Source organism: Vibrio sp. A2-1 (genome assembly GCF_021728355.1).
GTDB lineage: Bacteria > Pseudomonadota > Gammaproteobacteria > Enterobacterales > Vibrionaceae > Vibrio > Vibrio splendidus_K.
Map to the genome: position 1 here is coordinate 632,449 of NZ_JAKKCO010000002.1, position 15,877 is coordinate 648,325.

A 15,877-nucleotide genomic window follows, 5' to 3' on the forward strand; every position below is an offset into this window, starting at 1 on the left:
TCGTGTTATCTCACAGCCTTTGTAAGAGATCTCTCACAAGCTATGGGCGGTTTTATGATTCGCTATCATTCACCGGAGCGAGTAAAATGACCAAAGACTAAAAATGGAGGTCAACATGCTGACAAAAGATGTGTCTGAAGAGTTGAAATCAGTGCTTGAAGGACTGCAAGCACAAGGGAAAGAGCCGACAGTTGCTTTAGTTAAAGCTCGTATGAGCACATCCGTTCCGATGCCAGCTTTAATCATGACTATCAAAAGCTGGAAAAGCGCCAATCGCGTCCCTAAAGTGGAAGTCGCGACACAAGAAGAGCCGACACTTGATCGTGTTAGCCAACTGGAAAAGCAAATCCTTGAACTTACCGCTCGTGTTGCCACGCTTGAAGCCAAATTAACTGAGTAATAAGTTAACTGAACAATAAGCTAACTGGCCAATAAGGCAACTGAGCAATAAGTTGACCGATAAATAAGCTAACAGAGAAATAGAACACTATGAAGATATGGGTTGATGCGGACGCTTGTCCTAAGGTTATCCGAGAAACAATCGTACGCGCAGCTGAACGCACAGGGGTGGAATGTACCTTTGTCGCGAACCATTTGGTTCCCGTTCCCAAGCGTAATAACATTCACTCAATTCAAGTTCCAAGCGGATTTGATATTGCAGATGATGAAATAGTAAAGCGCACTGAACCCGGCGATCTCGTGATTACCTCCGATATCCCTCTCGCTGATGAAGTGATCACCAAAGGTGCGCTTGCTTTAAGCTCTCGCGGCGAGCTTTACACCAAAGAGACCATTAAAGCGCGTCTCAACATTCGTGACTTTATGGATACTATGCGTTCAAGCGGTATCCAAACTGGCGGACCAAGCACTCTTTCTCAAACCGACCGTCGTGAGTTCGCAAACCACCTCGATCGCCTACTAGCTAAACGCTAACCGCAGTCTTTCTAATGACGACAACTTTAGAAATCGTCACTTAGTCGATACAGCCCCGATGAAATTTTAATCGACATACTCCGTTCTTAATATTTATTACAATAACGGAGTATTGCTTATGATTCGTCGAATCGCCCTCTCACTATCCATTGTTTTTGGCAGCACCCAACTTTCTTTTGCTGATGAAGACTTTGCCGATGAACACTTTGCTGATCAAGAATACGGAATCATCGGAGGCAGTATCACCTATGGTGAAAGTGTTTTCTCCACTAAAAGTGCCCCTCAATTTGGCGCGACACCCAACCTATTCTATTCAGGTCCAAAAGGTTTCATCGATGGCAGCCTGGCCAATTGGCAACTGCTACCTTATGTGGGGTTATCTGGAAACTGGCGCTTTGCAGAGGTGTCAAACACTTTTGTAGACCTACCTAACGGCATTCAAGACAGAGATGGTAATGGAGAACTGGGGATAACTTTAGGAACGGTAGGGGCACGCCTCACCTACTTACACGATGTGACTTCAGAACATGACGGCTACGAAGTTCAGCTTCACTTAGGCAGAACATTAGAAACCTGGACGCAACCATTTACTATTACGCCTTACATAGAAATCGACTATCGAGACAAAAAGCTCTCAAATCATCTTTACAGTATTTCCAGCGCCGAATCTTCTTCCTCAGGATTGAGTCAGTTTGATTCTGGGTCAACCTTTGTCTATCAAGCCGGATTCATCGGACTCTACGAGTTTACGCCAACTTGGATTGGTATCGCGAGAGCAGACCTTATTCATCATGATAGCGACAGTACTTTAATCCAACGAGATTTGGGCTGGTCATTGGAGTTTGGCGTCACCTATCGGTTTGCAGGATTGTAAGTTTACTGGCTCATACAAAAAGAGCCTGCATCAATGCAGGCTCTTGGGTATACCATCTTTTATTCAGTTAATAAGCGAATCGAAATGTTCGCCCATCACTGTTAACTAAGGCGTGTAGAAAGTTGCAGCACCTGGACCTACTGGTAGACCGAATACGAACACCCATAAGTAGAACAAGATACTCCAACCGAACATGAATACCATTGAGTAAGGTAGCATTGTCGCAATCAGTGTACCAATACCTAGGTTCTTCATGTAACGAGTCGCTACTGCAAGGATAAGACCGAAATAGCTCATCATTGGTGTAATGATGTTCGTTGTTGAATCACCGATACGGTAAGCCGCTTGAATCGTTTCTGGTGCATAGCCTACTAGCATTAGCATTGGAACGAAGATTGGTGCTGTTACTGCCCACTGTGCAGACGCTGAACCGATCATCAGGTTAATGAAGCCACACATTAAGATAAACGCGAAGAACAACATTGGACCCGTTAAGCCAATATCTTGTAAGAAGCTAGCGCCACCTACAGCAACGACTTGACCAAAGTTCGTCCACTTAAAGAAAGCAACAAACTGTGCAGCAAAGAAGACAAGAACAATGTACATGCCCATTGAAGACATAGACGTCGCCATTGCATTGATCACATCACGGTCATTCTTCATTGAACCGGTAACTTTACCGTAAACAAAACCAGGAATAGCAAAGAATACAAAGATAAACGCGACGATACTTTTCAGGAATGGAGAGCCTGAAATCGTGCCCGCCTCTGAACGTAGAACACCATCAGCAGGAACAACAGTCCAAGCTAAAAGCGCACTGACGATTAATACTGCAACACCCGCAAACTTAAGGCCTTTCTTCTCAGTATCATTGAGCTTACCCATTGAGTCATTTGAAAGGTCTTCAGACGCGTCTTCGTCGTTGTATTTACCCAGCTTAGGTTCAACAATCTTCTCTGTTACAAATGCACCGGCAATCGAGATAAAGAAGGTCGAAACAAACATGAAGTACCAGTTTGATTCAGGGCCAACAGAGTAAGAAGGATCAAGCATTTGTGCCGCTGTTTCTGTGATACCAGAAAGCAGTGGATCAACCGTACCGATAAGTAGGTTGGCAGAATAACCACCAGAGACACCAGCAAATGCAGCCGCTAAACCTGCAAGAGGGTGACGACCTAAAGAGTGGAAAAGCATCGCTGCAAGTGGGATAAGAACTACATAACCAAGCTCAGATGCAGTATTCGAAATAATACCTGCAAAGACGACAGTTACTGTCACCATGCGCTGAGAGGCACCCATTACCATGCCGCGCATTGCAGCAGATAAAAGACCAGAATGTTCAGCAATGGCTACACCTAACATGGCAACAAGCACGGTGCCTAAAGGAGCAAAGCCAACAAAATTTGTAACGAGATTTGTAACGATAAGTTGTAGGCCTTCTGCATTAAGCAGGCTTACAACGTGGATCATACCATCAGCAGCACGACCACTAGCACCTTCGGGACGAGGGTCCATTACAGATACTTCAAAGTAACCAGCAATACCTGAAGAAACTAGGATTGCGACACAGAAGATTGCAAAAAGAGTGATTGGGTGGGGTAAAAGGTTCCCCAAATATTCAACGCTGTCTAAAAAGCGAGTGAAAATAGGTTTCTTTGGTGCGTTGTTTTTTATTGAAGCAGATGAACTCATCTGTTCCCTCCTTGTGTAGTGATTCCTGTGCAATTGTGACAAAGATGTTCAAATTGCCAGCGAAGGGTACGCGACAAAATTATCAATTAGAAATTCAAAATGTTACAAGATGTGTAACAAACGACTACTTTTAACTCCATTTGAACAATTAATTAGCAAATAAATCTACATTAAATACAAAAACTAGATTTATAATTCACAACTACACATTCACTACAGATATAACTGATGATATAACTCATTGATTCATTTAAAAACAAAGCACAGCGTACTTTAAATAAGCACTCAATATTCAGCAAGGTTCCTCTCGAAGGAAAAGAAAAACAGACAAATGAATGAAGTTTGACTTTCCCCTCGTTTTTACACACGTGTCACATCATATTGACGGTTATTTTTGAACCGCTTTAAATCTTGGATTGGATTTACAGATCACATAGTGACGCCCTCTACGCTTAACTATCTGGCAATCAGGGTGACGGCTTTTCGCACTTTTAAGTGATTTAACAACTTTCATTATTTAGATCCCTTACCTAATTGACCAAAGCGACGAGTAAAGTTAGCAACACGTCCCTCTTTATGTAGCACTCTCTGTTTACCCGTATAGAAAGGATGCGATTTTGCAGACACTTCAATCGTGAAATAAGGGTAAGTATTGCCATCTTCCCATTCTATAGTACGTTCTGTTTTCAACGTTGAGCCAATCAAGAAGTACTCATCAACACTGGTGTCGTGGAACACCACTGTGCGGTAGTCAGGGTGGATATTCGGTTTCATTGTATTTCCCTAAATATTAAATTGATACGTTATAACATATCAAATGATAATTATTATCAAAAGAAAAACAAGCGATTTTATGATATTTTTCCGCCATAGATCGTAATTAGAGAACGTCCACTCATGTACTCCATTGAACCTATTGGCTTTATAGAGTCTCCCTATAAAGAGAAGTTCGCGGTACCCAGGCAGCCTAGATTGGTGCCAACATCCACCTCAAGAGTCAAGTTGGTTGACGCAGCAAACTGCCTTGAGTCTGTGCGAGATATTGAGCAATTTAGCCATGTGTGGTTGTTGTTTTTGTTCGATAAGAACCTTGAAGCAGGCTGGAAACCAACAGTGAGACCACCTCGCCTTGGCGGGAATGAACGTATTGGTGTCTTCGCGTCTCGTGCCACATTCAGACCGAATGGAATAGGCATGTCTGCAGTTGAACTCAAAGGGGTATCTCAAGAAAAGGGACAAACTTGGTTGGACTTAGGCAGTGTTGATCTCGTTGACGGCACACCTATCATAGACATCAAGCCTTATATCCCCTACTCGGATTCGATTCCCGATGCACTAGGAGGGTTTGCCGCCGATGAACCTGAAGTGTTAGATGTGAGCTTCTCGCAGCAAGCCCAAAGTAAGCTGTCTGGTCACCCACAGGCGCGCCATATCATTCAGGTGATCAAAGAAGTGTTAGGCCAAGATCCACGACCCGCCTATAAGAAAGGCAAGCCAGACAGTAAAGAATATGCGGTAAATTTGTTCGATCTTAACGTGAAATTCGTTGTTGAAACGCTTTTCATCAATGTTACCGACATTGAACGCTTTTGAGATCCCAAATAGGCTGATATTATATACGGCTATATCAGATTTGCTGTCGTCACTAACTGCAGCAAGTTTTCTTTTATCAATGATGAAACGGATACCATAGAATGCGTACCAGTAACTACCTTCTTTCTACTCTGAAAGAGACTCCAAACGACGCAGAAGTTATCAGCCACCAGCTGATGCTACGTGCAGGTATGATCCGTAAGCTAGCTTCAGGTTTATATACTTGGCTACCTACTGGTCTACGTGTACTGCGTAAAGTCGAAAATATCGTTCGCCAAGAGATCGATAATGCAGGTGCCGTTGAAATCTTGATGCCCGTAGTTCAACCGTTTGAGCTTTGGGAAGAGACTGGCCGTTCTGAAAAGATGGGTCCTGAGCTACTTCGTTTCACAGACCGTCATTCTCGTCCGTTTGTTCTTAGCCCAACAGCAGAAGAAGTGGTAACGAGCCTAGTACGTAACGAGATCAGCTCTTATAAACAGCTTCCTCTAAATCTGTACCAAATCCAGACTAAATTCCGCGATGAACGCCGCCCTCGTTTTGGCGTAATGCGTGCACGTGAATTCTCGATGATGGATGCGTACAGCTTTGATATCGACAAAGAAGGCTTAGAAAAGTCTTACCAAGCGATGCACGATGCTTACTGTAAAGCATTCGACCGCATGGGCCTTGAGTACCGTCCAGTATTGGCAGACTCTGGCGCAATCGGCGGCAGCGGCTCTCAAGAGTTCCACGTTCTTGCTGAAAGCGGCGAAGACCTAATCGCATTCTCTTCTGAGTCTGATTACGCAGCGAACATCGAGAAAGCAGAAGCACTAGCTCCTACTGAAGAAGTTGCAGCGCCTACTCAAGAGATGGAACTGGTTGATACGCCAAACGCAAAAACAATCGCAGAGCTTGTAGAGCAGCACGGTCTAGCAATCGAGAGGACAGTTAAGACTCTATTCGTTAAAGCTTCTGATGAAGTAGATGCAGATATCATTGCACTGATCATCCGTGGTGATCACGAACTGAACGAAGTGAAAGCTGAAAATCTTCCACAAGTTGCTTCTCCGCTAGAGATGGCTTCTGAAGAAGAAATCCGAGCACTTGTTGGGGCAGGCCCTGGTTCACTAGGTCCTGTTGGCCTAGAGCTACCATTCATCGTTGACCGCTCTGTAGCAGTAATGAGTGACTTCGGCGCTGGCGCAAACGTAGACGGTAAGCACTACTTCGGTATTAACTGGGGTCGTGACGTTGAGCTTGCTCAAGTTGAAGACCTACGTAACGTTATTGAAGGCGACCTAAGCCCATGTGGTCAAGGTACTATCCAGCTTAAGCGCGGTATCGAAGTTGGTCACATATTCCAACTAGGTAACACTTACTCTAAAGCAATGAACTGTAACGTGCTTGGTCCTGATGGTAAGAGCGTAATCCTAGAAATGGGTTGTTACGGTATCGGTGTTTCACGTGTTGTTGCATCGGCTATCGAGCAAAATCACGATAAATTCGGTATCACTTGGCCAGACGCACTAGCACCGTTCCAAGTTGCTATCGTACCAATGAACATGCACAAATCTGAGCGCGTTAAAGAAGCAGCTGAGAAGCTATACGCTGAATTAACAGCTATGGGTATCGAAGTACTATTCGATGACCGTAAAGAGCGCCCAGGTGTTATGTTTAAAGATATCGAGCTAGTGGGTATCCCTCACACTATCGTTATCGGCGATCGCAGCATGGACGAAGGTAACTTCGAATACAAAAACCGTCGTACTGGTGATAAAGAAGCTATCGCTATGGACACGGTTATCGAGCACCTTAAGGCTCAACTAGCTAAGTAATCCTATTTGCTAGCTAATAAATATTTAGTTAGATATTGAAAGGCTGCCATTAGGTGGCCTTTTTTGTGCCTGTCGTTTCTCTTTAAACTCCCTTCTATTTATCACTAGAGTAAATAACGTAAGTTAATCCCCTGTTCATCTTCAAATCCGTATATTGGTGTCATCAACTTTTTGGACATGCTCACCATTGGAGGTATCGATGGATATCAAAAGCTTACTGAACCAAGCACTTAAATCAGATCTCGTAAAACAAGGCACTCATAAACTTTCACAAGGGTCTTCAAGTTTAAGTGGCCTTACTAAAGGCAGCAATGGCAAGAGTAGCAGTAAAAGTACACTCGGAGCCTTCGGTGCAGGCGCAGTTGGCGGAGGACTCTTAGGTGCGTTAATGGGCTCTAAGAAAACCAAGAAAATGGGTAAGAAAGCCGCTGGTATTGGTGGTGCAGCGGCACTTGGCGCACTCGCTTACAAGGTCTATAACGACTATCAATCTAAACAAGGCCAAACACCGAATGTGGAACAAGCTCAATTTGATGAGAACGACTCAAACCATAGTGTGCTGATTCTAAGATCTATGATTGCTGCGTCCAAAGCCGATGGTCATGTCGATGAGGAGGAAATGGCCAAGATCGAGCAAGCGGTCGAAAATATGGGTGCGGACTATCAACTGACTAAATTGGTCTCTGAAGAACTTCACAAGCCACTCGACCCAAGCGAAATCGCTCAACTGGCAACGTCGCCTCAACAAGCGAGTGAAATTTATTTAGCCTCTTTGATTGTAGCGGATGAGCAAAACTTCATGGAGAAGGCTTACCTCAAAGAACTAGCTAAGCAACTCAACCTTGCTGATGAAGTTACTTATCAACTTGAACAACAAATATCCGGCTAATCATTAGATACTAAGCGACTCAATAAATACCAGCGAATCGTAAAGAACGACTCAAATGGCAAGCTAGCAAAGTAATACATTGAGCATTAACAGAATGAGATATTGAGCAAGAACAAACTAACTCTGAACTTAATCAGATCCACTTTGTTTTTGCTTATCTCTATGTGTATATTGAGATCAGTTATCATTTGGTTAGGTATAAAAATGAAAGTATACGATTGTTGTGATTTGGTGCGTGAACTGTATTCTCAAATTGGCAGTGGCGACCAAGGCTATATCCCTAAAGCGATCACCTGCGCAGTAAAAACATTGAATGACCTTGCTGCAGATGAATCTCTTCCCAAAGAAGCAAGAGATCGCGCTGCATTTGCCGCAGCCAATCTGCTGATCTCAGATTTCGAGGACTAATATGAACCTCGCTAACTTTGAAAAGATGGACTCTGTGATGTTGATGAGCATCGTCAACATGAAGCTCCGTGACGACTTCGGCGGTGATTTGGATCGAGTAGTCAACTTCTACGAAATCGACAAAGCAGCCTTGATCGCAAAACTTGCGTCTGCCGGTTTTGAGTATCTTCCAGAAGCAAAACAGTTTCGATAGTCATTTAAAACAAGCTTTATTTTGAAAGACCAACCTCCGTGTTGGTCTTTTTTGTTTGAGGTACGTGATAGGCCAAGACCAATAAACCTATTATAAATTATCTGTTTGCACCTATACTTTTATATCTTAGAGTGAACCAACGCTCCTTGAACCAAAGCGTATTGTTGTATAGGCTACCTCAAATAGCATATAAAACTCATCACCCAATCTGATGATAGCGAAGGATTAACAATGAAAAGACTCGGACTTTTGGCAGTTTTCGCTGCAACACTGACTGCAGGTTGCGCTTCAAATACACAGCAAGACAACTTTCGTGAAGCCTCTTTTGAGCTGTGTAATACCGAAGTAGATATCTACTCAGTAAGCCATGATGAGCGAATTCGTATCGTCTGTTCTGATGGTTCTAAATTCGCTTTGAACAGCGAAGATACACTAGAAGTAATGCGTGATATCAACATCGACTATTGTGATGGCGAAGGCTTAGGCAAATTCAACGAGAGCCGCAGCTACTACTCGTTTAGATGTAAGTCAGGTACTTTACTGAGCATCAAAAAGTAAAACCTATACCAACAAACAGCAAAGGGTTGATGTGCAAACATCAGCCCTTTTTAGTACCTGCTCCTTATTACTCAGACAGCTGATCTTCAAACGTAAAAAAGGCTCCTATCGAGGAGCCTTTCAAATCGTACATTTCAAAGTAGTCGTTTGAAATTTTAGGAGAGCACGCGGAGCTTACGGATGTAAGTGAGCATGCTCGACAACGAAGTTCAAATTACTACGAAGAAAAATTAAGCGTAAACCGGTAGACGCTTACAGATCTCTAGTACTTTTGCTTTAGTTGCTTCGATAACAGACTCATCACCCATGTTATCTAGGATGTCACACATCCAACCTGCTAGCTCTTTCGCATCGGCTTCTGAGAAACCACGACGAGTGATAGAAGGAGAACCGATACGGATACCTGAAGTAACGAACGGGCTACGTGGATCGTTTGGTACTGAGTTCTTGTTCACTGTGATGTTAGCTGAACCTAGTGCTGCATCTGCTTCTTTACCTGTGATGTCTTTGTCGATTAGGTCAACTAGGAACAGGTGGTTCTCTGTAGAACCTGAAACGATGTTGTAACCGCGTGCTAGGAATTCAGCAACCATTGCTTTTGCATTAGCAACTACGCGAGCTTGGTATTCTTTGAATTCTGGCTCTAGAGCTTCTTTGAACGCTACTGCTTTACCAGCGATAACGTGCATTAGAGGACCGCCTTGGCCGCCAGGGAATACTGCTGAGTTTAGCTTTTTGTAAAGATCTTCACCTTCGTTAGAAAGGATAAGACCACCACGAGGACCAGCAAGCGTTTTGTGCGTTGTAGTTGTTACAACGTGAGCGTGTGGAACTGGGTTCGGGTAAACGCCTGCAGCGATTAGACCGGCAACGTGAGCCATATCTACGAAGAAGTAAGCACCTACTTTGTCAGCAATTTCACGCATGCGCGCCCAATCACAAACTTGAGAGTAAGCTGAGAAACCACCAATGATCATCTTAGGTTTGTGCTCGATAGCTAGCGCTTCCATCTCTTCGTAATCGATTTGACCTGCTTCATCGATACCGTAAGGGATGATGTTGTAAAGCTTACCAGAGAAGTTTACCGGAGAACCGTGAGTTAGGTGACCACCGTGGGCTAGGCTCATACCTAGAACAGTATCGCCAGCATTCAGTAGTGCCATGTATACAGCGTTGTTTGCTTGAGAACCTGAGTGAGGTTGTACGTTCGCGTATTGAGCGCCAAACAGTTCACATGCACGTTCGATTGCTAGAGTTTCAACTTTATCTACGAACTCACAACCACCGTAGTAACGCTTACCAGGGTAGCCTTCAGCGTATTTGTTTGTAAGTTGAGAACCTTGAGCTTCCATTACACGTGGGCTTGTGTAGTTTTCTGAAGCGATAAGTTCGATGTGCTCTTCCTGACGAAGAGTTTCTTCTTGGATAGCTGCGAATAGGTCCGCATCGTAATCAGCAATGTTCATGTCACGCTTAAGCATCTGTATCTCCTGACTCAGATTGTACTGAAAGTTTCAAAAAAACCACACAACGACCGAAAGCAAACGTTTCCGTCACCGTTTTGATGTGACGCATTCTACATAATTTGATCTAGGTCATAAAGAGCTAATTGCAATTTTATCATGCAGTTTTTTCATAATCACATATAAGATTCATCATGGTTATTAAGCTTATCCAACCAAAGATGACGCTTACTGTCAATTTTACGCTTTACACCCTGTAAAACGCAGATTACATAGGTTTACCTTAATTTTACCCCTCAAGCTACCGAAAGCTAAGGTTTTTCTCTACTATGCACGCCTTTATTGGTTAGGTAATTATTAAAACGATGGAAAAACACTCACGTAAAGAAGATTGGGTAGCTATTCTCACTGGCACGTTTTTAGTGGCGTTAGGCGTCTTCTTTTTACAGTCAGCGAACCTGCTTACCGGTGGTACTACTGGCTTGGCTCTGCTTTTGAGTCAATTCTTACCTGTAACCTTCGGTATTTTGTACTTTGTGGCCAACTGTCCATTCTATTTATTAGCGTGGAAACGATTTGGCCGTAGCTTTGCCATTAGCAGTGCAATTGCTGGTGCGTTAGTTTCTGTGTTTGCCGATCATTTATACCTCGTTATCTCACTAGAAGTTCATAACGAGATCTACTGTGCTGTTGCCGGTGGCTTATTAATGGGCTTAGGTATGTTAATCCTATTCCGTCATCGCTCCAGCTTGGGTGGCTTCAACGTATTATGTTTGTTCATCCAAGACCGCTACGGCATCTCTGTAGGTAAAACTCAGATGGGCATTGATGCCTGTATTCTGTTTGCTTCTTGCTTCTTCGTATCGCCTTGGGTAATTGCCGTTTCGGTATTGGGCACCGCAGTATTGAACATCGTATTGGCAATGAACCACAAGCCTACTCGTTATTCGGTCAACTACGCGTCTTAATTCCAGTTATCCAATCAATGAATTACTAGCTGTTTTTCATAACAAAAACAGCTAGTATTTAGCTTTTATAAGCTACCCTCTCTTTTCTTATGCAAGATTACCTCTCTAACGCCAAAGACACTCAAACCTCGATCTCTATTGAAGGTTTAGAATTCAACCCAGTCACACGTGTCTTGAGTAGCAACGAGCAGGTCATCGATTTAGAACCTCGTTCTATTGAATTACTCGAACTGTTTCTTACTAGCGTGGGTGAGCCTATCGCAGCTGAGCAGATCATCGAATCAGTTTGGCAAAGTAACTTCATTTCAAAGAATGTTCTCACTAATAGAATCAGTACATTGCGTTCTGTATTGCAAAAGCACCTACCAGAAAGCGATGCTACTAAGATCTTGGTGACCTATCCACGCAAAGGATACTTTCTCAATCCGAGCTCAGTGAGTCTGGCCGATACAGCAGTCGAAATTACAGAAGTAACCGAGCCACCTCAGGCCAGCCAAAAGACGTCGCCGCTTAACCTCTTATTACTGTCATTCTCTGTTGTGTTGCTGATAAGCACCGCGACTCTAGGTTATATGTTTTGGCACTCGTCAAACCAAGCCTCCGAGCTAGAACGCACACAGAGGCTGATTCCTAAGGTCGAACTATTACTGAACCGCATCGATGCCATTGGTGATAATGCGAGAACGCGCCGAAAATCCGTTAAAGCGCTACTGCTCCAACAGCAAATTGAATACGCTTATACCGATTTAGCCAACCAAGATGCTCCGAGTTACTTCGTTGACCCAATAGACAGTACTCCTTTCTTTCCGGGCGCAAAAAACATGCGTACCAGTGACTACCTGCTCAATATTCAATTAAAGGATCAGGAGGTCGATACACGTCTTGCAGCTAAAGTCAGCCTTATTTATCCAAGCTCGGGCAAGCTTGCCTTTCGTGGGGTCTACTCAATAGAGTTAGATAACCTCAATGAAGACTTGATGGAGATAAATAGAGAGCTGGCAAACTACTTTGCTCTACCTGCTCCGCTATCACCAGAATGGTCTGTCAGCGATAAAGAACTAAACCATTTGCTTAATGAACAAACGCTAAAGCTGGATAGCGTGCCACTCAACGTGATGACTGCAACATTGATTGCACGACAAATGGCGCTCTTTGAGACTGACCACCAGCGACTGATCAGTTTCACTAGCCTTGTGCAAACACGCTTTAAGTTGATTCCCGATGAGCTCAAACTCTGGCTTGGGATTATCCACTTCAAGTTAAGAGACCTGCAAACTGCCAAAGAGTTTCTGACCAATACGGCGGGTAACTCGACCATCGAGAACGCACTGGTCTATATGATGATTTCCCATATTGCCTACAAGCAAGGGGATATGGATAAGTTTCGCCTCAACTACATGGAATCCTTGGTCGCGTTACTGCGAGTGGTTCCTTCAGAAGAGTTGTTTGCTCGCTTATCCAAACCTGAGTCGAAATCGACCTGTCTCCAGCCTTGGAAAAATCTAAAATTGAGCATCAATGAGCCACTGATCATCAAGCAATGGGAAAACCTAATGCTTAACTACTGCACGAATGTCGGCCATCAATTTTCCGAATGAATAAATACAAATCACTTAAAAACAATAAGTTAAACATAAATTAAGATCTTATGTATCTTCGTTTTTTGCCCTATTAACCCTCTCAACAATAGCATTCCTAAAAACAACAGGCCGCTCTAGGCCAACTATATTAGGAATGCTCAACATGAATAAATCTATGACGCTGCTTGCGACTTCTCTCTTTGCTTTATATGGCTGTGGAGGTGGCTCTTCTTCATCAGGCTCAACTGGTACAACTCAGTTCGATTACCCGATCAACAACTCTCAGTTTGCACCGAAGAACATCACACTATTATCGTACCTAGTATCAGAAGATGGTGAAGAGAACACAGTGTTGGATCTTGCATACCGAGACATCAGTTCTGAACTGATGTTGGCCAATATTCAGTTGGAATTGGATAAGCTAGCTATCTCTAACACTACTAAAGGTGTTGCTGAACTAGAGAAGCTAAAGGCAACGGTAGAGAGCATGGTAAACAGCGGTATCAACGACTTCTATGCTGCAGATGTGACGGTGCAAAGTGAGACAGACAGTGAGCTGTTTTACAAAGGCAGTGATGGCTTTGTTAACTCAGTTGATGCCAATATAGAATTGAGCAACGGTGAGACTGTCGACTTTTTAGTGACCAACCCAGTATTCAAATCCTCAGGCAGTACAGTAAAAGAAAAAAGCCCAAATATTAGCCACAGCAGTAGTTCAGTCGGGCTTTCGTTTGAGGTTACTACTGGCCAACTAGAAGCCTTGCTTGATGATTTTTATGAAGGTGATATTGATGATTTAGGACCGTCAGACACACAATGTGAATTCCATTGGCAGCAACAAGTTTCTGAAAATGGTCAGCGCTCAACGGTAACGGTTAAAGGTAAGAAAATTGAAACGGCGTACCTGAAAGTTGAAAACACTTACAACGTTGTTTGTGATGGATATGATTCAGCTGAATTTCAAAGCAATACCGAGACATGGTTTAACCCAAACTTTGGCGTTGTGAAAATGATGGACTGGGATGAAAAGAATGGCACGCAACTGAGCGAAACAGTGTGGGTTCTCGATTCATTTACGGTCAATAAAGGCTAAGCAATCGAACAAGACGTCAATGTTAAATTAGAAGAAAGCTTTGAGCCTGACATTTAGAATTCAGGCTCAAAGCTTATACTCGCATAGGGGAACGAGTATTATTGCTCTATCAAGAGAATTCTTGTTTCATACGGTCGCAAGATCATCGTATTTACAGAAACTGGCGACGGATCTTCAGGGTAATTCCCCAATAGCAATTGCGCTTCATCCAGATCAAGTTCATTAGGCAACTCAACCTGACACGCTTCACCATAATAGCTGTTAATGCACAGCAGAGTTTGTCCTTCACTCTCACGAGAGTACGCAAATACCGACGGGTGCTCAGGCAATAAATCTTGATAGCTGCCATGAGTAATCACGGACACTTCTTTACGTAACTCAATCAAACTCTTATAGAAATAGAATACCGAGTCTTTATCTTCAAGCGCTTGCTCAGCGTTGATCTCAGTGTAGTTATTCGCAACATCTAACCATGGCTGTGATAGCGAAAAGCCAGCGTACGTCTCACTGTTCCATTGCATTGGTGTACGAGAATTATCACGTGATTTCTGCGCTAAAATAGCCATCATATCTTGATGAGCCACACCATCACGGTTCACCATGATGTCGTACATATTGGTACTCTCTACATCACGATACTGGCTGATCTCGGTGTAACCCGGGTTGGTCATACCAATCTCTTCACCTTGATAGATATACGGTGTGCCTTGCATCATGTGGACTGACGCAGCAAGCATCTTGGCTGATTCAACGCGATATTGCTGGTCGTTACCCAAGCGGCTCACGACTCTTGGTTGGTCGTGGTTACACCAGAATAGTGCGCCCCAACCTTTGCCGTTCAAACCGGTTTGCCAGTGATTGAAGATCGACTTGAGCTGTAAGAAATCAAACGGTGCATTAGTCCACTTCTCACCATTGGTGTAATCGACCTTAAGGTGGTGGAAGTTAAACACCATTGATAGCTCGCTGTTATCAACATTTGAATATTGCTGACAATGTTCCAACGTGGTTGAAGACATCTCACCAACCGTCACGCTACCGTACTTCTGGAATACCGCTTCACTGATCTCTTTCAAATATTCATGCACACGTGGGCCATCGGTATAGAAACGGCGACCATCACCAATATCATCATTCGGGAAATCTTGCTGCTTTGAAATCAGGTTAATCACATCTAAACGGAAACCATCGACGCCCTTCTCAGCCCAGAAGCTGATAACGTCTTTTACTTCTTCGCGTACAACCGGGTTCTCCCAGTTGAGGTCGGCCTGTTCTTTGGCGAATAAGTGTAGGAAGTATTGCCCTGTAGCCTCATCGAGTTCCCACGCATTACCACCGAACTTAGACTGCCAGTTAGTTGGTGCTTGGCCATCTACGGGATCTTTCCAGATATAGTAATCGCGATACGGGCTGTTTTTATCGCCCAAAGCAGATTGAAACCATGCATGCTCTGTCGAGGTATGGTTTACCACGATATCCATCACGATGCGGATACCACGTTGATGCGCTTCAGACAGCAGTAGGTCGAAGTCTTCCATGGTGCCGAATTGGGGGTTAATCGCATAATAGTCTGAGATATCGTAACCATTATCGATCATGGGTGACGCGTAAACTGGGGTTAGCCAAATCGCATCCACGCTCAAATGTTTGAGGTAATCCAGTTTCGAAATGATCCCTTTGATATCGCCAGTACCTTTATTGCCGCTGTCACAAAAGCTCTTTGGGTAGATTTGATAGATGGTTGCGGTTTTCCACCAACTTTCATCATGCTGAGTCATCGCCATCTCTAACACTCACTTACCAGAAAATATAA

Annotated in this window: 17 protein-coding genes; 12 read left to right on the plus strand and 5 right to left on the minus strand. The window is 43.7% G+C overall.

The annotated features are described in order from the left end of the window. Positions 1 to 115 precede the first annotated feature (115 nt). The 3 genes from L3V33_RS10465 to L3V33_RS10475 all read left to right on the plus strand — a co-directional run bounded on the left by L3V33_RS10465 (position 116) and on the right by L3V33_RS10475 (position 1,807). A complete protein-coding gene (locus L3V33_RS10465; protein WP_016800689.1) occupies positions 116 to 400 on the plus strand; it encodes a hypothetical protein in 285 nt (94 codons plus the stop codon). An 89-nt stretch (positions 401 to 489) separates the two neighbouring features. After that, on the plus strand, positions 490 to 933 hold the full coding sequence (locus L3V33_RS10470) for a YaiI/YqxD family protein (RefSeq protein ID WP_004734361.1): 444 nt from the start codon (positions 490 to 492) through the stop codon (positions 931 to 933). A 118-nt stretch (positions 934 to 1,051) separates the two neighbouring features. After that, positions 1,052 to 1,807 (plus strand): MipA/OmpV family protein, encoded by a 756-nt coding sequence (locus L3V33_RS10475; RefSeq protein ID WP_237290343.1) that lies wholly within the window; start codon positions 1,052 to 1,054, stop codon positions 1,805 to 1,807. Positions 1,808 to 1,912: 105 nt separating this feature from the next. On the opposite strand, the gene L3V33_RS10480 is transcribed toward L3V33_RS10475, so the two are convergent. The 3 genes from L3V33_RS10480 to L3V33_RS10490 form a co-directional block, all read right to left on the minus strand. After that, positions 1,913 to 3,499 (minus strand): AbgT family transporter, encoded by a 1,587-nt coding sequence (locus tag L3V33_RS10480; RefSeq protein WP_016800687.1) that lies wholly within the window; start codon positions 3,497 to 3,499, stop codon positions 1,913 to 1,915. A 388-nt stretch (positions 3,500 to 3,887) separates the two neighbouring features. Then, complete coding sequence (ykgO, locus tag L3V33_RS10485) at positions 3,888 to 4,013, minus strand: type B 50S ribosomal protein L36 (RefSeq protein ID WP_010436457.1); 126 nt, start codon at positions 4,011 to 4,013, stop codon at positions 3,888 to 3,890. Next, a complete protein-coding gene (locus L3V33_RS10490) occupies positions 4,013 to 4,273 on the minus strand; it encodes a type B 50S ribosomal protein L31 (RefSeq protein WP_016800686.1) in 261 nt (86 codons plus the stop codon). The genes ykgO and L3V33_RS10490 overlap by 1 nt, the downstream gene beginning before the upstream one ends. A 123-nt stretch (positions 4,274 to 4,396) precedes the next feature. On the opposite strand from L3V33_RS10490, the gene tsaA reads away from it, so the two are divergent. The 6 genes from tsaA (at position 4,397) to L3V33_RS10520 (ending at position 8,960) form a co-directional block, all read left to right on the plus strand. Beyond that, positions 4,397 to 5,092 (plus strand): tRNA (N6-threonylcarbamoyladenosine(37)-N6)-methyltransferase TrmO, encoded by a 696-nt coding sequence (gene tsaA / locus L3V33_RS10495; RefSeq protein ID WP_171308078.1) that lies wholly within the window; start codon positions 4,397 to 4,399, stop codon positions 5,090 to 5,092. Between the two features lie 101 nt (positions 5,093 to 5,193). After that, the gene (locus L3V33_RS10500; protein WP_237290344.1) at positions 5,194 to 6,912 is read left to right on the plus strand and encodes a proline--tRNA ligase; all 1,719 of its coding nucleotides are present in this window, start codon (positions 5,194 to 5,196) and stop codon (positions 6,910 to 6,912) included. A gap of 199 nt (positions 6,913 to 7,111) precedes the next feature. Then, on the plus strand, positions 7,112 to 7,801 hold the full coding sequence (locus L3V33_RS10505) for a tellurite resistance TerB family protein (protein ID WP_237290345.1): 690 nt from the start codon (positions 7,112 to 7,114) through the stop codon (positions 7,799 to 7,801). Between the two features lie 204 nt (positions 7,802 to 8,005). Next, positions 8,006 to 8,209 carry a YaeP family protein gene (locus L3V33_RS10510; protein ID WP_009847436.1) on the plus strand — a complete coding sequence of 68 codons (204 nt, stop codon included), beginning with the start codon at positions 8,006 to 8,008 and terminating at the stop codon, positions 8,207 to 8,209. 1 nt (position 8,210) lies between these two features. Beyond that, complete coding sequence (locus tag L3V33_RS10515; RefSeq protein ID WP_102467014.1) at positions 8,211 to 8,402, plus strand: DUF4250 domain-containing protein; 192 nt, start codon at positions 8,211 to 8,213, stop codon at positions 8,400 to 8,402. A 231-nt stretch (positions 8,403 to 8,633) separates the two neighbouring features. Then, positions 8,634 to 8,960, plus strand: a complete 327-nt coding sequence (locus tag L3V33_RS10520; RefSeq protein ID WP_004736794.1) for a hypothetical protein — start codon at positions 8,634 to 8,636, stop codon at positions 8,958 to 8,960. 230 nt (positions 8,961 to 9,190) lie between these two features. On the opposite strand, the gene glyA is transcribed toward L3V33_RS10520, so the two are convergent. After that, a complete protein-coding gene (glyA, locus tag L3V33_RS10525; RefSeq protein WP_017084166.1) occupies positions 9,191 to 10,441 on the minus strand; it encodes a serine hydroxymethyltransferase in 1,251 nt (416 codons plus the stop codon). A 347-nt stretch (positions 10,442 to 10,788) separates the two neighbouring features. Between glyA and L3V33_RS10530 the strand changes: the two genes are divergently transcribed. The 3 genes from L3V33_RS10530 to L3V33_RS10540 all read left to right on the plus strand — a co-directional run bounded on the left by L3V33_RS10530 (position 10,789) and on the right by L3V33_RS10540 (position 14,064). Continuing rightward, the gene (locus L3V33_RS10530; protein ID WP_016784986.1) at positions 10,789 to 11,391 is read left to right on the plus strand and encodes a YitT family protein; all 603 of its coding nucleotides are present in this window, start codon (positions 10,789 to 10,791) and stop codon (positions 11,389 to 11,391) included. Positions 11,392 to 11,480: 89 nt separating this feature from the next. Further along, positions 11,481 to 12,989, plus strand: a complete 1,509-nt coding sequence (locus tag L3V33_RS10535) for a winged helix-turn-helix domain-containing protein (protein WP_237290346.1) — start codon at positions 11,481 to 11,483, stop codon at positions 12,987 to 12,989. A 145-nt stretch (positions 12,990 to 13,134) separates the two neighbouring features. Next, positions 13,135 to 14,064: a hypothetical protein gene (locus L3V33_RS10540; protein ID WP_171312514.1), complete on the plus strand. Its 930-nt coding sequence runs from the start codon at positions 13,135 to 13,137 to the stop codon at positions 14,062 to 14,064. A gap of 98 nt (positions 14,065 to 14,162) precedes the next feature. Here L3V33_RS10540 and treC read toward each other — a convergent pair whose 3' ends face one another. Beyond that, positions 14,163 to 15,848 carry an alpha,alpha-phosphotrehalase gene (gene treC, locus L3V33_RS10545; RefSeq protein WP_237290347.1) on the minus strand — a complete coding sequence of 562 codons (1,686 nt, stop codon included), beginning with the start codon at positions 15,846 to 15,848 and terminating at the stop codon, positions 14,163 to 14,165. Positions 15,849 to 15,877: the final 29 nt, after the last annotated feature.